The sequence below is a fragment of the Bradyrhizobium sp. A5 genome, assembly GCF_042076515.1.
Lineage (GTDB): Bacteria > Pseudomonadota > Alphaproteobacteria > Rhizobiales > Xanthobacteraceae > Bradyrhizobium > Bradyrhizobium cosmicum.
The window spans coordinates 2,371,889-2,390,482 of sequence record NZ_CP148990.1; the positions used below are offsets into that span (position 1 = coordinate 2,371,889).

The window sequence follows — 18,594 nt, forward strand, 5'->3', positions numbered from 1 at the left end:
CTGAACCATGTCGATCAGCAGCATCAATTACTCTTCGTCGATTCTCGGCTCGCAGATCCGCAACATCAACCAGCAGCTCACCGACCTTTCGACGCAGCTCTCGACCGGCAAGCTGTCGCAGAACTATTCCGGCATGGGCTCCAACGAGGGCTTCGCGATCGCCGGGCGCTCGCAGCTCGCCAACATCGCCGCCTATACCGACACGATCACCAACGTCAACGTCAACATCAACCTCGCCAACACGGCGCTGCAGTCTCTGACGACGATCCGCAACACGGTGCAGACCGGGTCGGCCACCTCCGCGCAGGATCTCAACGTCAACGGACAGACCGTCGCGCAGAACACCGCCGCGGCGCAGTTCGGCTCGATGGTCGGCGTCCTCAACACGCAGTCGGGCAACCGCTATCTGTTCTCCGGGACGGCGTTCAACACGCAGTCGGTCGCCAATGCCGGCGACATCATCAACGGCACCACGACGCAGGCGGGCCTGAAGACCGTGATGGCGGAGCGTCAGGCCGCCGACCTCGGCGCCAACGGCATGGGCCGGCTGGTGCAGACGCAGCCGACGCCGAGCTCGGTGCAGGTGTCCGAAGATGTGGCCGGATCGCCGTTCGGGCTCAAGATCGCGGCGGTGTCCTCGACCCTGACGGGGGCGACCGTGACCGGCCCGAGCGGCTCGCCGGTGTCGTTTTCGGTCGACCTCAACGGCGTCAACCCGAACAACGGCGACAAGCTCAGCGTCCAGTTCACGCTGCCGGACGGCTCGACCGAGCAGATCGACCTGACGGCATCGACGAAGACGCCGACGCCGCTCGGCAGCTTTGCGATCGACGCGAGCGTCCCGGTCAACCCGAACAACACCGCGGCGAACCTCAACACGGCGCTGAACACCGCGATCACGAAGCTCGCCAACACCTCGCTGGTGGCGGCATCCGCCGTCACCGCGGGCGACAATTTCTTCAACACCGCGAGCTCGGCGATCGGCGCGTCCGTCAACAACCAGGCGGCGACGCCTGCGCCGATCACGGCCGCGACGGCACTGTCCGGAGCGAGCCCGTCGGATTCGATCTCGCCCGGCTTCGTCGCCGGCGACACCATCACCGTCAACGGGACCACGCTGTCCTTCGTCAATTCCGGTGCGACCGGCAACCAGCTCAATGTCGGGGACAGCATCCAGACCCTGATGAGCAAGATCGACGCGATCACCGGCACCTCGAAGCCTTCGACGATCCATGGCGGCTCGATCACGATCAACACGGACGATGCGGCAAGCCTGAGCATCACGACCTCGAATACCGGTGCGCTGGGTTCGCTCGGTTTCGGCTCGATGCCGGTCACCGCCACACAGCCGCCGCTACGTGTCGGCTCGTCGCCGGCAAGCTCGGCGACGACGCTGGTCAACGGCTCGGCCAATACCGTGAAATGGTACACCGGCAATGACGGCCCCGGCTCGCCGCGCTCGACCGCGGTGGCGCGGGTCGACGATTCCATCACGGTGCAATATGGCGCGCAGGCCGACGAGGACGCGATCCGCAAGCAGATGCAGGCGGTCGCCGTGTTCGGGACGTTCTCGACCTCGCCGACCGGACAATATGCCGGCGGCCAGGTCGCGGCGCTGAGCCTGCGCACGACCCAGGCGCTGACGAAGCAGCCCGGCGAGCAGCGTATCGAGGACATCCAGACCGACATCGCGATGGCCCAGAGCACGATGAAGGACGCCTCCACGCGCCAGACCCAGGCCAAGGCGCAGCTCCAGTCCATCATCGACCAGGCGGAGTCGGCTTCGCCGGACCAAGTCGCCAGCGAGATCCTGGCGTTGCAGAACGCGCTTCAGGCGTCCTACCAGGTTACCTCGAACCTCTCGCAGCTCTCTCTCGTCAAGTTCCTGTAAGGCGGCATTAAGGCGCCGTTAACCATGCCTCTTTACCTCTTGGTGAGGATTAGAGCGGGGGGCGGAGCCGTCAATGTCGGACAAGATGCAGCTGGTGGTGGCCACGCCGTGCTTCGGCGGGCAGGTGTCGAGCATTTATGCGAGCTCGATCTTCGCGCTCCAGCGTGCCGTGCACGGCATGTCCAATCTCGAGCTCAAGGTGCTGTTGCGCGACGGTGACGCGCTGATCACGCGGGCGCGGGCCAATCTGGCCGCGATGTTCCTGGACGATCCCAAGGCGACGCACTTCCTGTTCATCGACGCCGACATCGGGTTCAAGCCCGAGCAGGTGTTCCGGCTGATCGAGAGCGGCGCGGATGTCGTCGCCGGTTGCTATCCGATCAAGCGGGTCAACTGGGACAAGGCGAAGCGGGCGATCCAGTCCGGCCGTGCCGACGTGCCGGCCGCCTCGCTCGACTACGTGCTCGAGATCGAGGACCCCGACCGCATCGTGGTGGTCAACGGATTCACCCGCGTGCGCTACGCCGGCACCGGCTTCCTGATGATCCGCCGCCACGTGCTGGAAGCGATGTGTCGCCACCCCGGTTACGCCAACCTGCAATTCTTCCGTGAGCATTCGCACGATACGCTGGCGGCGAGCCAGAACCGCTTCGCGCTGTTCGAGTGCATGATCGACCCGGCGACAGGCACGTATCTGTCCGAGGACTTCGCCTTCTGCAAACGCTGGACCGACATGGGCGGCGAGATATGGGCCGACATCCAGAGCTCGCTCGATCACGTCGGGCCGTCGGTGTTCCACGGCGACATCGCTTCGCAATTCGCAGCGGCGCCCGCGGCGGCGGCCGATGCGGCGTGAGCCTCCCGGGATGAGCGCCGGCGCATCCCGTCTGTCGGCCCCCGAGCGCACGCCCGACGGCGGCTCGCGCTACCGTCTGCGCGATCTCTTCACGCCACTGGACACGCTGCTCGTCTCCGGCGGAGATCCGCGGCTGGCGCTCGATCCGAACGACCGCCTCAACGCCTATGGCTGTGCGGCCTCGCCGGAGCCGGAGCTCTGGAATTTCGCCTCGTCGACCGCGTCGACGATCTCGCAATTGGCTTATGACCGCGCCGCGCTGGCGCGCGAGGAGCTGATGCACAAGTGCCTGTTCGACGAGGTCGAGGTCGCTTTCGATGCGCGCTGCGAGGACATGCGCGAGGAGTTGCGCGGCCATTTCCAGCTCCCGTCGCGCGTCGACATCGTGTTCTCGCCTTCGGGTACGGACTCCCAGCTCCACGCGCTGTTCCTGGCACGCGCGGTGCTCGGCGCAGCTCCAGTGACGATCGTGGTCGGCGCCGACCAGACCGGCAGCGGCACGGTCCACACCGCGCGCGGCCACCATTTCAGCTCCCTGACGGCCAGCGGCTTTGCCGTGCACAAGAACGGCCCGGTCGCGGGTCTTGCCGGCGACACCATCGCGGTGCCTTTGCTCGATGACGCCTCCGACATGGCGATGCGCCGGGATCTGGACGCTGCTGTAATGCGTGCTATCCAGGACAGCCTCGCGCAAGGCCGGCGCGTTTTGTTGCACATCATGGATTCGTCAAAACTCGGCTGGCGCGCCCCAAGCGAGGCCTGCCTCGACGAGATCGCCAAGCGCTGGAACGGCCAGGTGCAGATTGTGGTTGATGCCTGCCAGATGCGGCTCGGGCGGCGGCGCCTGCGCTTCTATCTCGATCGCGGCTACTTGGTGCTGATGACAGGGTCGAAGTTCTTCGGCGGACCCGCCTTCAGTGGCGCGCTGCTGGTTCCGAAGGGATTGTCTCGCGTCGTCGATCGGCTGGGTGAGATCGCGCCGGGCTTGTTCGACTACGCCGGCCGCTGCGACTGGCCGATGGGCTGGACGGCATTGCGCTCGCGCTTCGAGCGCCGGCCGAATTTCGGTCAATGGCTGCGCTGGGAGGCGGCGCTCGCGGAGATCGGCAGCTACTACGCAGTATCAGGGGCTTTCCGAGCGAGAGTGCTGGCCGAGCTTGCCGCCGGCATCGACAGCATGATTGCGTTGTCGCCATCGCTTCGCCGCGTTTCGACCGGGACCCGGACAACCGGTCCGGACGACGAGGAATTTGCGCACGCCACGATCTTTCCCTTCACGCTGCAGCGCGATGGCAAGCCGGTCTCGATCGCCGAGACAGTCGCCGTTCACCGGGCGCTGGCGCGGGACATGAACGAGGTGATCAGCGGCAGCGCGGCGGACCGGCAGGTCGCAGCGCAGCGCTGCCTGATCGGCCAGCCGGTCCGGCTGGAGCAACCGGACGCGGCGCCGCAGGCCGTATTGCGCCTCTGTGTCGGCGCGCGGCTGGTCACCGAAGCCTGGTCGGCGGACGCCGCGCAGGCGCAACGCAATTTGCAGCACATTCTCGATCGCATCGCCCATGTCGTGACGAAGATCGAACTGCTGCTTGATCGTGCCACGGCTGCGCCGGGGAAATTTGTGCTCGAGGCTTAAGATGCTGCATCCTGTTTCCGCGCCTGATAGCGTGACCACGCCGAGCTATTCCGACCGCATCGGCTTTGCGCAATTGACGCGCCGGGCTTTCGAGGGCGGCGACCTGCATCCGTTGCGCGAGCATCTTCTGGCGCGGATCGCGGAGGGAACGGCGGAGGCGGGCGAAGGCCTGGATCTATCGCTCATAGCGCAGCTTCTTGGTGAGAAAGAAGCGGGGCTCGTGATCCAGAGCGAGGTGCTCTCCTTCCATCAATTGTTTCGGACCCCATGCGCAGTTCCGAAACCCCGTCTGCGCGTGCTCGCGCTCGCGGCCGACATCGACATGGGCGGCAACACCCCGATCGAATTCCTGCTCGAAGGCTCCGATATCGAGCTGTTGACGCTCTATATAGTCAAGGGCGTCGGCCTTCCCGAGACATTGCCCGATCACGACGTCGCCATCGTGGTCGCCTCCGATTCCGAGGAGTGCCGCGAGACACTTGCCGTCATCGCAAAGGCTGCGCCACGCTGGCCGCGGCCGCTGCTCAATCGCCCTGAGTTCATCGGCAATCTCGATCGCGACAAACTGTACCGGTTGCTGGCCGGCATCTCCGGTCTCGACATTCCCGTGACCGCCCATGCGACGCGCGGGCAATTGTCGGAACTTTCGCAAGGCAAGATCGCCTGCGCGGACATCACGGGCGAATTGCGCTTTCCGATGATAGTCCGGCCGCGCGGTACGCATGCCGGCGTCGGACTCGCGAAAATCGACAACGCTGCTGCGCTCAAAGCCTATCTCGCTGAGCGGCAGGAGCAGGACTTCTTCGCCGCGCGCTTCGTCGACTATGCGAGCCCGGACGGGCTTTACCGCAAATACCGTCTCACCATGGTCGACGGCAAGCCTTACGCCTGTCACATGGCGATCGCCGACCGCTGGGACATCTGGTATCTCAACGCCTACATGGCGTTCAGCGAAGAGAAGCGTGCTGAAGAAGCCGTCTGGATGCAGGACTTCGATCATGCCTTCGCTGCGCGTCATCGGAACGCGCTCGACGAGATGAGCAAGCGCGTCGGCCTCGACTATTTCATCGTCGATTGCGCCGAGAACCGCGACGGCGAACTGCTGGTGTTCGAGGCGGACAACACCGCCGTCGTGCACAACATGGATCCACCCGCCGTGTTTCCGTACAAGCCGCCGCAGATGCGCAAGATCTTCGCCGCGTTCACGGCGATGCTGTCGCGGCACGCCAGGAACGGCGAGGGGAGGGCCGCATGAACGAGATTATCCGCAACGCGCAAAGCGCCGTGGCGCACACCTCGCTCGATCCGCAGGACTGGAGCGGATTTCGCGTGCTCGCCCATCGCATGCTGGACGAGGCGATCGACGGCATCGCCAATGTTCGTGCGCGTCCGGTGTGGCAGCCGATCCCCGACGATGTCCGCGCGGCAATGAACGCCGGCGTGCCGCGCGAGGCGAGCGATCTCGCCGACGTCTATCGCGAATTTTCCGAGCAGGTCGCGCCCTATGCGACCGGCAACGTTCATCCCGGTTTCATGGGCTGGGTGCATGGCGGCGGTACCGCGGTCGGCATGCTCGCGGAAATGCTCGCAGCCGGCCTCAACGCCAATCTCGGCGGGCGCGACCACATGCCGATCGAGGTCGAGCGCCAGATCGTCGCCTGGATGCGCGATCTGTTCGCGTTCCCGGAGAGCGCTAGCGGCATCTTCGTCACGGGCACGTCGATAGCCAATCTGATGGCCGTGCTGGTGGCGCGCACGAGTGCGCTCGGCGCGCTGGCGCGGCAGCACGGTATCGGCAACGATGGCGCGCTGCTCACGGCTTACACCTCGCGGGTCGCGCATGGCTGTGTCTCCCGGGCGATGGACATTGCCGGGCTCGGCACCGACGCGCTGCGCAAGATCGATGTCGATTCCGATCATCGCATCGACGTTGCCGCACTGCGCGCGCAGATCGAGGCGGATCGCGCGGTCGGCTTCACGCCGTTCCTGGTGGTCGCCTCCGCCGGCACTGTCGATATCGGCGCAATCGACGATCTCAAGACGATCGCGGAGCTGTGCCGCGAGCAAGGGATCTGGTTTCACGTGGACGGCGCCTTCGGTGCGCTCGCGATCCTCTCGCCGGAGCTTGCGCCCCTGCTCGGCGGCATCGAACTCGCCGATTCCGTTGCGCTCGACTTCCACAAATGGGGGCAGGTGCCTTACGACGCCGGCTTCCTGCTGGTGCGCGACGGCGAGCGGCATCGACAGGCCTTCGCGCAGCCGGCGGCGTATCTGAGCCGCGAGGCGAGGGGGCTTGCAGCCGGCGCGGTCTGGCCCTGCGATCTCGGTCCCGATCTGTCACGCGGCTTCCGCGCACTGAAGACCTGGTTCACGCTGAAGACGTTCGGGACCGAACGGCTGGGCGCGGTGATCGCGCGAAGCTGCGCGCTGGCTAAATATCTGGAGGCGCGCGTTCTCGCCGAGCCGCGGCTGGCGCTGCTCGCGCCGGTCAATCTCAATATCGTCTGCTTCCGTTACCGTGCCGACGATGCGGTCAATCGCGAGATCCTCGCCGATGTCCAGGAGTCCGGCATCGCGGCGCCGTCGAGCACGGTGCTGGACGGCAAGTTCGCGATCCGCGCGGCCATCGTCAATCACCGCACCGACGAGAGGGACATCGACGCGCTCCTGGCTGCGGTGCTGGAGTTCGGCGCACGGCGGAGTGGCGGAGTGATCGAGGTCGAGGCGCCGCCGCTCGCGGCGCAGTGACATCAGGACCTGTGTTGACGCGTTGAAACGAGAACGCCCCGGACCTGGTCCGGGGCGTTCTCGTTCGGATGTGCGAAGCGGTCAGGCGGCCGAGCTGACGTCGGCCGCGACGCCGTCCTTGGGATGCGTCGCCTCGAATTGCTCACGCAGCTTGTCTTCATAGGAGATCAGCTTGCGGGCGTCCTTCAAGGCTCGATAGAGATCGCCGCTCATGATGTTGTTGTTGATGCTTTCGATGATCGGCCAGGCGCTCGGCACGGCGGTGACGATGTCGCGCACCAGGTTGAAGTAGGTGCCGTGCTGGCTCTGCGGATCGGGCGAGATGTACATGAGCTGCACCGCCAGATAGACGAGCTTGGCCGCGGTATCGGCGGTCTCCGGCGTGAGGATGTCGCGCTCGCGCAGGATCGGTACGTTCTCGCCGTCGATCAGAAGGCGGGCGCGCTGGTCGGTGTTGGTTATTACGCAGTTACCGACGATGATGCGTTCGTGCGGTCTCAGCTCGACCTTGAGGGCCATGCCAGTTCTCCATCAACGCTTTCGTAACCGAGCGTGTGTTGCGGCGGATCAGGGCGCAATACTCTCTCAAGACTAGTTAACGAGTTGTGAATCTCCGGTTTTCTGGAGAAAAATACCAATCATTTCAATGGCTGAATCGAGCCGCGGCGCGGTGGCGGACGGCGCTCGCCCTGCCGAATCATCCCGCGGCTCGGCAAAAGCGGCGGTTTCATTTCATGCTTCGTTAGATTCTCGGCGCCACGGTCCGCCGGTCGCTGGATCACTCTCGATCCATGCAGACGCGTAACAGTAAGCGTCGTTTACCAGAAAGGTAACACCCAATGTCCGGTATCGTTCTCTCCGCATCGGTTCGTCAGAACCTGCTCTCCCTCCAGTCCACCGCTGATCTTCTCGCCACCACGCAGAACCGTCTGTCGACGGGCAAGAGCGTCAACTCGGCCCTGGACAATCCCACCAACTTCTTCACCGCACAGTCGCTCGACAACCGCGCCAGCGACATCAACAACCTGCTCGACAATATCGGTAACGGCGTGCAGGTGCTGCAGGCCGCCAACACCGGCATCACCTCGCTGCAGAAGCTCGTCGACAGCGCCAAGTCGATCGCCAACCAGGCACTGCAGACCACGGTCGGTTATTCCACCAAGTCCAACGTCTCCACCACGATCTCTGGTGCGACGGCTTCGGACCTGCGCGGCACGACCACCTATACCAGCGCGGATGCGCTGAGCAACGTGCTGTACAAGGGCACCGCGGGCGGCACCACCGCTGCTGCTTCCGGCACCACGCTGGGCGGCGTTGCCGGCGCCTTCACGGGTACGGTGATCAACGCGGCGACGACCGCGACGAGCCTGCTCAACGGCACAGCCACGGCGGGTGACGCCAACGCCGGCATCGCGGCTGGTGACACGCTCACCGTCAACGGCAAGACCGTCACGTTTGCTGCGGGCGACCAGCCGGCCACGGCGCCGACCGGCCTGACCCAGGTTGCGGCCTCTGCGGGCGTGACCACTGGCAACGTCTATACCGACACCACCGGCAACGTCACCGTCTACCTCGGCTCGACCACCAAGGCTTCGGTGGGTGACCTGCTGACCGCCGTCGACCTCGCCAGCGGCGTGCAGAGCAACGTCGCGGGCACTCTCACGGCGAACGCCGGCCAGACCGCCTCGACGGTCAGCGGCGGCGGCGCGCTCGTGCTGCAGAGTTCGACCGGTGCCGACCTGAGCGTCACCGGCAAGGCCGACATCCTGAAGGCCCTCAAGCTGACCACCGCGACCGGCGCCGGCAACGTCACCGTCTCCGCGACCCGCACCACGAGCGCGGCGACGTTGTCGTCGTTCATCTCGTCTGGTTCGACGCTGAACGTCGATGGCCATGTCATCACCTTCAAGGACGGTCCGACGCCCGGTGCTTCGTCGCTGGGTTCGACCCAGGGCGTGTCCGGTAACGTCGTCACCGACGGTAACGGCAATTCGACGGTGTACCTGCAGAGCTCGACGATCGCCGACGTTCTGAAGGCGGTCGACTTCGCCACGGGCGTTCAGACGTTCGCGCTCAACGGCAGCGGCGGCGGCACGCTCGCAACCGCCTCAGGCCAGACTGCCTCGTCAATCAACGCCTCCGGCCAGCTCAAGATCTCGACCGGCGTCAATGCCGATCTGTCGATCACCGGCACCGGCAACGCGCTGCAGACCCTCGGTCTCGCCGGCAACACGGGCACGTCCTCGGCGTTCACCGCGGCTCGTACCTCCGGCACCGGCGGCATCAACGGCAAGACCTTGACCTTCACCTCCTTCAATGGCGGTTCGGCGGTCAACGTCACCTTCGGCGACGGCACCAACGGCACGGTCAAGACGCTCGATCAGCTCAACACGCAGCTGCAGGCCAACAACCTGTCTGCGACGATCGACGCCAACGGCCTGCTGACGATCTCGACCACCAACGACTACGCGTCCTCGACGCTTGGTTCGTCGGCTGCAGGTGGTGCGATCGGCGGCACGCTGACGACCTCGCTGACCTTCTCGACGGCCTCCAGCCCCGTCGCTGACAGCGTTGCCCAGACGACGCGTGCCAATCTGGTTTCGCAGTACAACAACATCTTGAGCCAGATCGACTCGACCTCTCAGGACTCCTCGTTCAACGGCGTCAACCTGCTGAACGGCGACCAGCTCAAGCTGGTGTTCGACGAAACCGGCAAGTCCAGCCTCAACATCACCGGCGTGACCTACAACTCCAAGGGTCTGGGTCTGGCCTCGTTGGTGAGCGGCTCGGACTTTATCGACAACGCCGCGACCAACAAGGTGCTGGCCAACCTGAACTCGGCGTCCAGCACGCTGCGTTCGGAAGCCTCCAGCCTTGGTTCGAACCTCTCGGTGGTGCAGGTCCGTCAGGACTTCAACAAGAACCTGATCAACGTGCTGCAGACCGGTTCGTCCAACCTGACGCTGGCCGACACCAACGTCGAAGCGGCCAACAGCCAGGCGCTGTCGACCCGCCAGTCGATCGCGGTCTCCGCGCTGTCGCTCGCCAACCAGTCGCAGCAGAGCGTGCTGCAGCTGCTCCGCTAAGTCGCGGACGGCATCGCCAGCAAGACATCGTCAAGCAAGACATCGCGGCGGGGCTTCGGCCCCGCCGCTTTCTTTTTGCGTCGGTATCGGAGGATGTCGCGCGGCGATGAAGACGATGCATCCAAACGCAGCCGTTTGCCGACTCTGAGTTATGGTTGACAAGTAGCAAACACACCGCGGCTGCAAGGAAAAGCATCATTCGATCATGGCGATACACAAGGGCGCGATCTGGCTTGGTGCTCTGCTATGGTGAATCCGCGCAAGGACTGGCGCGACGCACTTCATGCTTTGTTAGCCACCTAAGTTCACCGTCCCGGCATCGATTAATCCTAATCGAAGTTTGTTGCGTTGCGTACCAGAAGGGTAACAGTCTATGTCCGGTATTGTTCTCTCGTCCTCGGTTCGTCAGAACCTGCTCTCGCTCCAGTCCACCGCTGATCTTCTCGCCACCACGCAGAGCCGCTTGTCGACGGGCAAGAGCGTCAACTCGGCCCTGGACAATCCCACCAACTTCTTCACCGCACAGTCGCTCGACAACCGCGCCAGCGACATCAACAACCTGCTCGATGGCATCGCCAACGGCGTGCAGGTGCTGCAGGCCGCCAACACCGGCATCACCTCGCTGCAGAAGCTGATCGACAGCGCCAAGTCGATCGCCAACCAGGCGTTGCAGACCACGGTCGGTTATTCCTCGAAGTCCAACGTCTCCACCACGATCTCTGGTGCGACGGCTTCGGACCTGCGCGGCACGACCACCTACACCAGCGCGGATGCGCTGAGCAACGTGCTGTACAAGGGCACCGCGGGCGGCACCACCGCTGCTGCTTCCGGCACCACGCTGGGCGGCGTTGCCGGCGCCTTCACGGGTACGGTGATCAACGCGGCGACGACCGCGACGAGCCTGCTCAACGGCACAGCCACGGCGGGTGACGCCAACGCCGGCATCGCGGCTGGTGACACGCTCACCGTCAACGGCAAGACCGTCACGTTTGCTGCGGGCGACCAGCCGGCCACGGCGCCGACCGGCCTGACCCAGGTTGCGGCCTCTGCGGGCGTGACCACTGGCAACGTCTATACCGACACCACCGGCAACGTCACCGTCTACCTCGGCTCGACCACCAAGGCTTCGGTGGGTGACCTGCTGACCGCCGTCGACCTCGCCAGCGGCGTGCAGAGCAACGTCGCGGGCACTCTCACGGCGAACGCCGGCCAGACCGCCTCGACGGTCAGCGGCGGCGGCGCGCTCGTGCTGCAGAGTTCGACCGGTGCCGACCTGAGCGTCACCGGCAAGGCCGACATCCTGAAGGCCCTCAAGCTGACCACCGCGACCGGCGCCGGCAACGTCACCGTCTCCGCGACCCGCACCACGAGCGCGGCGACGTTGTCGTCGTTCATCTCGTCTGGTTCGACGCTGAACGTCGATGGCCATGTCATCACCTTCAAGGACGGTCCGACGCCCGGTGCTTCGTCGCTGGGTTCGACCCAGGGCGTGTCCGGTAACGTCGTCACCGACGGTAACGGCAATTCGACGGTGTACCTGCAGAGCTCGACGATCGCCGACGTTCTGAAGGCGGTCGACTTCGCCACGGGCGTTCAGACGTTCGCGCTCAACGGCAGCGGCGGCGGCACGCTCGCAACCGCCTCAGGCCAGACTGCCTCGTCAATCAACGCCTCCGGCCAGCTCAAGATCTCGACCGGCGTCAATGCCGATCTGTCGATCACCGGCACCGGCAACGCGCTGCAGACCCTCGGTCTCGCCGGCAACACGGGCACGTCCTCGGCGTTCACCGCGGCTCGTACCTCCGGCACCGGCGGCATCAACGGCAAGACCTTGACCTTCACCTCCTTCAATGGCGGTTCGGCGGTCAACGTCACCTTCGGCGACGGCACCAACGGCACGGTCAAGACGCTCGATCAGCTCAACACGCAGCTGCAGGCCAACAACCTGTCTGCGACGATCGACGCCAACGGCCTGCTGACGATCTCGACCACCAACGACTACGCGTCCTCGACGCTTGGTTCGTCGGTTGCAGGTGGTGCGATCGGCGGCACGCTGACGACCTCGCTGACCTTCTCGACGGCCTCCAGCCCCGTCGCTGACAGCGTTGCCCAGACGTCTCGCTCGAACCTCGTCAATCAGTACAACAATATCCTCCTGCAGATCGACTCGACCTCTCAGGACTCCTCGTTCAACGGCGTCAACCTGCTGAACGGCGACCAGCTCAAGCTGGTGTTCGACGAAACCGGCAAGTCCAGCCTCAACATCACCGGCGTGACCTACAACTCCAAGGGTCTGGGCCTCGCCGCGCTGACTCAGGGAGCGGATTTCATCGACAACGCCGCGACCAACAAGGTGTTGACCAACCTGAACTCGGCGTCCAGCACGCTGCGTTCGGAAGCCTCGGCACTCGGTTCGAACCTCACGATCGTGCAGGTCCGTCAGGACTTCAACAAGAACCTGATCAACGTGCTGCAGACCGGTTCGTCCAACCTGACGCTGGCCGACACCAACGTCGAAGCGGCCAACAGCCAGGCGCTGTCGACCCGCCAGTCGATCGCGGTCTCCGCGCTGTCGCTCGCCAACCAGTCGCAGCAGAGCGTGCTGCAGCTGCTCCGCTAAGTCGCGGACGGCATCGCCAGCAAGACATCGTCAAGCAAGACATCGCGGCGGGGCTTCGGCCCCGCCGCTTTCTTTTTGCGTCCATGTTTGCGTCCGGTCCCGATCACGCTTCCGAAAAGTAACCCGCGGTTATGGTTAATGGAGCGTAAGCACGGAAAATCGCCAGTAAATTCAGCCGGATTTCGGAGGGTGCCCGTTTCTCCCGCCGGCTTATGGTGTACCGGCGCTTATGCCGGCTCATCTCATTTCACCCTTTGTTAGCCATGTCGCGGCACGCTGTCCCCGTCACTCGATCCGAAGCGATCGAACGAAGACGCGTAAACCAGAAGGGTAAGAGTTATGTCCGGTATTGTTCTCTCTGCGTCGGTTCGCCAGAACCTGCTGTCTCTCCAGTCCACCGCCGACCTCCTCGCCACCACACAGAACCGTCTGTCGACCGGCAAGAGCGTCAATTCGGCCCTGGACAATCCCACCAACTTCTTCACGGCACAGTCGCTCGACAACCGCGCCAGCGACATCAACAACCTGCTCGACGGCATCGCCAACGGCGTGCAGGTGCTGCAGGCCGCCAACACCGGCCTGACCTCGCTGCAGAAGCTGATCGACAGCGCGAAGTCGATTGCCAACCAGGCGTTGCAGACCACGGTCGGCTATTCCTCCAAGTCCAGCGTCTCGACCACGATCGCCGGTGCGACGGCTGCCGACCTGCGCGGCACCACGAGCTTCGCCAGCGCGGTTGCGAACAGCAACGTGCTCTACAGCGGTGCTGCAGGCGGCGTGACCGCCGCGACGTCCGGCGCGACGCTGGGCGGCATTGCAGGGACCGATACAGGAACTGTCATCAACGCTGCAACGACTGCTGCCAAGTTCTTGAATGGCGTGGCCGCGGGCGATGCCAACGCCGGCGTTGCGGCGGGTGATACGCTCACCGTCAACGGCAAGACCATCACGTTCGTTGCGGGCGACCAGCCGACGACGGTTCCTACAGGTCTCACCCAGGTTGCCGCATCTGCCGGCGTCACGACCGGTAACGTCTACACGGACGCCAGCGGCAACGTGTCGATCTATCTCGGCTCCGTGACGAAGGCCTCGATCGGCGACGTGCTGACGGCGGTCGATCTGGCGAGCGGGGTGCAGAGCAATGTTGCCGGTACCCTCACCGGCAATGCGGGCCAGACTCCCTCGTCGGTCAACGGCAGCGGCGCGCTCGTGTTGAAGAGCACGACTGGCTCCGACCTGACCCTGACCGGAAAGGCCGACATCCTCAAGGCTCTTGGCCTGACCTCTGCCACCGGTGCCGGCAGCGTCACGACAACGGCAGCCCGCACCACGAGCGCGACGACGGTGTCGTCGCTCGTCTCGTCGGGTTCGACGCTGAACGTCGATGGCCATGTCATCACCTTCAAGGACGCCCCGACACCGTCCGCTGCTTCGCTGGCCGCCACTCAGGGCGTGTCCGGCAACGTCGTCACCGACGGCAACGGCAACTCGACGGTGTATCTGCAGTCCGGAACGATTGCCGATGTGCTGAAGGCGATCGACTTCGCCACGGGCGTTCAGACCTTCACGCTCAACGGCAGCGGCAGCGGCACGCTCGCGACCGCTTCGGGTCAGACCGCCTCGTCGATCAACACCTCCGGCCAGCTCAAGATCTCGACCGGCGTCAACGCCGATCTGTCGATCACCGGCACCGGCAATGCGCTGTCGGTGTTCGGTCTCGCCGGTAACACCGGGACGGCCTCGGCCTTCACCGCGGCCCGTACCTCCGGCATCGGCGGCATTGCCGGCAAGACCCTGACCTTCACTGCCTTCAACAGCGGTACGGCGGTCAACGTCACCTTCGGCGACGGCAGCAACGGCACGGTCAAGACGCTCGATCAGCTCAATTCGCAGCTCCAGGCCAACAACCTGTCCGCGACAATCGACGCCAACGGCCAGCTCACCATCACGGCCTCCAACGACTACGCGTCTTCGACGATCGGTTCGACGACGGCCGGCGGCGCGATCGGCGGCACCATCACCAGCGCGCTCACGTTCACGACCGCCTCCACGCCGGTCCAGGACGTGGTGGCTCAGTCGTCCCGTGCGAATCTGGTGTCGCAGTACAACAACATCCTGAACCAGATCGACACTACCTCGGTGGACTCCTCGTTCAACGGCGTCAACCTGCTGAACGGCGACCAGCTCAAGCTGGTGTTCGACGAAACCGGCAAGTCCAGCCTCAACATCACTGGCGTGACCTACAACTCCAAGGGGCTGGGCCTGGCGTCGCTGACGGTCGGTCTCGACTTCATCGACAACGCCGCCACCAACAGGGTTCTGACCAATTTGAACTCGGCGTCGAGCACGCTGCGGTCGGAAGCCTCGGCTCTCGGTTCGAACCTCTCGGTCGTGCAGATCCGTCAGGACTTCAACAAGAACCTGATCAACGTGCTGCAGACCGGCTCATCGAACCTGACTCTGGCCGACACCAACGTCGAAGCGGCCAACAGCCAGGCGCTGTCGACCCGCCAGTCGATCGCGGTCTCGGCGCTGTCTCTGGCCAACACCTCGCAGCAGAGCGTGCTCCAGCTGCTACGCTAATAAGCATCTGAAATTACAATAGAAAACAAGGCGGCGGGGCTTCGGCCCCGCCGCTTTTTTGTTGGCGTGGAGTCCGTGTGAAACCGGGGAAGGGGGTGCTAACCCCCCATTAACCCTATCCCTTAAACCGCCGTTAACCATACTTTAAAGGACAGCCTCTAAGACTGGACAAAAGCCCGCTTTCCAAACCGCGCGGCCGATTCGTATCCGGTTCAAGAGGAAGTCTCGCCAATGTCCAACATCGTTCTCTCGGCGTCAGTTCGCCAGAACCTGTTGTCGCTGCAGTCGACGGCCGATTTGCTGGCCACGACGCAGGAGCGGCTGTCGACCGGCAAGAAGGTCAACACGGCGCTCGACAATCCCACCAACTTCTTCACCGCACAGGGGTTGGACAACCGGGCGAGCGACATCAGCAACCTGCTCGATGGCATCAACAACGGTGTCCAGGTGCTCCAGGCCGCCAACACCGGCATCACCTCGCTGCAGAAGCTGATCGACAGCGCGAAATCGATCGCCAACCAGGCGCTTCAGACCACGGTCGGCTACTCCACCAAGTCCAACGTCTCGACCACGATTCCGGGTGCGAGCCCGGCGGACCTGCGCGGCACGACCTCCTATGCGAGCGCGACCGCCAACAGCAACGTTCTCTACACCGGCGCCGCCGGCGGCGTGACCCCGGTAACATCGGGCGCGTCGCTCGGCGCGTCGCTCGGTTCGACTGCCGGCACGCTGACCGGCTCGGTTGCCAAAGCCGCCGACACCACCACTAACCTCGCCGGCACCAACACGCTGATCGGCGCGACCGCCGCGACCACGTTCGGAGCGTCGCCGGCAGACGGCGACTCGATCACCGTCAATGGCAAAACCGTGACCTTCCGGACCGGTGCGGCGCCTGGCGCGCAACCGACCGGCTGGGGTCTCGACGCCAGCGGCCACATCGCCACGGACGGAAACGGCAATTCCATTGTCTACATGGGCACGACCGCTGCTCCCACGGCCACCGTCGACGACCTCCTCAGCGCGGTCGATCTTGCCAGCGGGGTCAAGACGGCGACGATCAGTGCAGGCGCAGCGACGATCGCGACGAGCGGCGCGACTGTTGGTACGGTCCAGACGCCATCGTCGATTACCGCGGGCGCCGTTACGCTGAAGAGTTCAACCGGTTCCGATCTGAACGTGACGGGCAAGGCCGACTTCCTGAAGGCGCTCGGCCTGACCTCGGCGACCGGCGCAGGCAATGCCAGCATCAGCGCCAACCGGCAGACCACCGCGGGTTCGCTCGGCAGCCTGGTCAAGGACGGCTCGACGCTGAACATCGACGGCCACACCATCACCTTCAAGAACGCCGAGACGCCGCAATCGGCGACGAGCGTGACCTCCGGTGGCGTCAACGGCAACATCGTCACCGACGGCAACGGCAACTCGACCGTCTATCTCCAGAGCGCGACGTTGACCGATCTGCTCAACTCGATCGACCTTGCCACCGGCGTGAAGACCGCCAGCATCTTCCTTGGCGCCGCGACTCTTTCGACCACCGCGGGCCAGATCCCGTCGTCGGTGAATTCCAGCGGTCAGCTGGCGCTTTCGACCGGCATCAACGCCGATCTCTCGATTACCGGCACCGGCAACGCGCTGTCCGCGTTCGGTCTCAGCGGCAACACAGGAACGGCGACGGCATTCAGCGCGGCGCGCACCTCGGGCGTCGGCGGCGTCAGCGGCAAGACGCTCACCTTCAGCTCGTTCAACGGCGGAACGCCGGTGAATGTCACCTTCGGCGACGGTACCAACGGGACCGTCAAGACGCTGGATCAGCTCAATGTGCAGCTTCAGGCCAACCACCTGACGGCAACGATCGACGCCAACGGCGTGCTCACGGTGACCACGGTCAACGAGTACGCCTCTTCGACCCTCGGTTCGACTGCAGCGGGCGGCGCGGTTGGCGGCACGCTCACGGGTGTGCTGGCCTTCACGACCGCGCAGCCGCCGATTCAGGATCCGGTCGCGCAGACGGCACGCTCCGGCCTGGTCAGCCAGTTCAACAACATCCTGGCGCAGATCGACACGACGTCTCAGGACTCGTCCTTCAACGGCGTCAACCTGCTCAATGGCGACACGCTGAAGCTGGTGTTCAACGAGACCGGCAGCTCGACGCTCGGCATCAACGGCGTGGTCTTCAACGCGGCGGGTCTCGGTCTCAGCAATCTCGTCCCGGGCACGGACTTCATCGACAACGGCGCCACCAACAAGGTGCTGCAGAGCCTGAATGCTGCCTCGAGCACGCTGCGCTCGGAAGGCTCGGCGCTCGGTTCGAACCTCTCGATCGTGCAGGTGCGTCAGGACTTTTCCAAGAACCTGATCAACGTGCTGCAGACCGGCTCGTCCAACCTGACGCTCGCCGACACCAACGAGGAAGCGGCCAACAGCCAGGCGCTATCGACCCGCCAGTCGATCGCGGTGTCCGCGCTGTCGCTCGCCAACCAGTCGCAGCAGAGCGTGCTGCAGCTGCTGCGCTAATTTCGCAACGCAAGATCGCTAAGACGTCGCGGCGGGGCTAATGCTCCGCCGTTGTTTTGAGGGAGATCGCTAAGGCAGGATTAGCTGAGATCGACACGCATCATGCGAAGCAAGTTTACAGCGCGCGTGTGTGCATCTAGCGTTGCGCTGAGAAGAGCTCCGAGCCCCGTAATAATCCGGAGTGCCTTCCAAGCACACACGTAAGCAAATCTTAAGCGGTGCTGCCTAGGGTCGGGAAAGAAATCCTTAAGCGCGTTCAACGGGCTAGGTAACCTCCAAGGTGTGATTGATGTCGAATTCCGCTGCCTCGGCTTACGCGCGTGTTGCAACGACCACCGCATCTCCTCGCGACGTCGAGGCGCAGACACTGCTCAAGGCCGCCAACAAGCTGCAGGACGCGATCAACAGCGCCGACCCGTTCAGCGAGCAGACCACACACGCCCTGATGTTCAACCGCAAGCTCTGGACGATCTTCCTGAGCGAGGCGATGCGCGACAACAATCCGCAGCCGCTGGACGTCCGGCAGAAGATCGCCAACATCAGCGTGTTCGTGTTGAGCCAGACCGCGGCGCTCCAGATGAGCCCGCAGTTCGATCACTTCCGTCCGCTGATCGAGATCAACCGCAACATCGCCGCCGGACTGTCCGGCCGTCCCTGATGGAA

At 64.5% G+C, this 18,594-nt stretch carries 11 protein-coding genes; 10 read left to right on the forward strand and 1 reads right to left on the reverse strand.

Annotated features, from left to right (window positions below):
• The first annotated feature begins 7 nt into the window (after positions 1-7).
• The 5 genes from WHZ77_RS11165 to WHZ77_RS11185 all read left to right on the forward strand — a co-directional run bounded on the left by WHZ77_RS11165 (position 8) and on the right by WHZ77_RS11185 (position 7,128).
• Positions 8-1,891, forward strand: coding sequence for a flagellar protein (locus WHZ77_RS11165; RefSeq protein ID WP_375313717.1), 1,884 nt, complete (start codon positions 8-10; stop codon positions 1,889-1,891).
• A gap of 73 nt (positions 1,892-1,964) precedes the next feature.
• Complete coding sequence (locus WHZ77_RS11170; protein ID WP_375313718.1) at positions 1,965-2,747, forward strand: hypothetical protein; 783 nt, start codon at positions 1,965-1,967, stop codon at positions 2,745-2,747.
• Positions 2,737-4,380, forward strand: a complete 1,644-nt coding sequence (locus WHZ77_RS11175; RefSeq protein ID WP_375313719.1) for a hypothetical protein — start codon at positions 2,737-2,739, stop codon at positions 4,378-4,380. The genes WHZ77_RS11170 and WHZ77_RS11175 overlap by 11 nt, the downstream gene beginning before the upstream one ends.
• A gap of 1 nt (position 4,381) precedes the next feature.
• Positions 4,382-5,635, forward strand: coding sequence for a RimK family alpha-L-glutamate ligase (locus WHZ77_RS11180; protein ID WP_375313720.1), 1,254 nt, complete (start codon positions 4,382-4,384; stop codon positions 5,633-5,635).
• On the forward strand, positions 5,632-7,128 hold the full coding sequence (locus WHZ77_RS11185) for a pyridoxal phosphate-dependent decarboxylase family protein (protein WP_375313721.1): 1,497 nt from the start codon (positions 5,632-5,634) through the stop codon (positions 7,126-7,128). The genes WHZ77_RS11180 and WHZ77_RS11185 overlap by 4 nt, the downstream gene beginning before the upstream one ends.
• Positions 7,129-7,209: 81 nt before the next feature.
• Here the strand turns inward: WHZ77_RS11185 and flbT are convergent, their stop codons facing one another.
• On the reverse strand, positions 7,210-7,647 hold the full coding sequence (gene flbT / locus WHZ77_RS11190) for a flagellar biosynthesis repressor FlbT (RefSeq protein ID WP_375313722.1): 438 nt from the start codon (positions 7,645-7,647) through the stop codon (positions 7,210-7,212).
• Between the two features lie 320 nt (positions 7,648-7,967).
• Between flbT and WHZ77_RS11195 the strand changes: the two genes are divergently transcribed.
• From WHZ77_RS11195 to flaF, 5 genes are all read left to right on the forward strand, one after another.
• On the forward strand, positions 7,968-10,214 hold the full coding sequence (locus WHZ77_RS11195) for a DUF1522 domain-containing protein (RefSeq protein ID WP_375313723.1): 2,247 nt from the start codon (positions 7,968-7,970) through the stop codon (positions 10,212-10,214).
• A 373-nt stretch (positions 10,215-10,587) separates the two neighbouring features.
• Positions 10,588-12,834, forward strand: coding sequence for a DUF1522 domain-containing protein (locus tag WHZ77_RS11200; protein WP_375313724.1), 2,247 nt, complete (start codon positions 10,588-10,590; stop codon positions 12,832-12,834).
• Positions 12,835-13,173: 339 nt separating this feature from the next.
• Positions 13,174-15,417 (forward strand): DUF1522 domain-containing protein, encoded by a 2,244-nt coding sequence (locus WHZ77_RS11205; RefSeq protein ID WP_375313725.1) that lies wholly within the window; start codon positions 13,174-13,176, stop codon positions 15,415-15,417.
• Between the two features lie 231 nt (positions 15,418-15,648).
• Positions 15,649-17,931: a DUF1522 domain-containing protein gene (locus tag WHZ77_RS11210; protein ID WP_375313726.1), complete on the forward strand. Its 2,283-nt coding sequence runs from the start codon at positions 15,649-15,651 to the stop codon at positions 17,929-17,931.
• 289 nt (positions 17,932-18,220) lie between these two features.
• Entirely contained in the window at positions 18,221-18,589 is a 369-nt protein-coding gene (gene flaF, locus WHZ77_RS11215; protein ID WP_143840789.1) for a flagellar biosynthesis regulator FlaF, read from the forward strand.
• Positions 18,590-18,594: the final 5 nt, after the last annotated feature.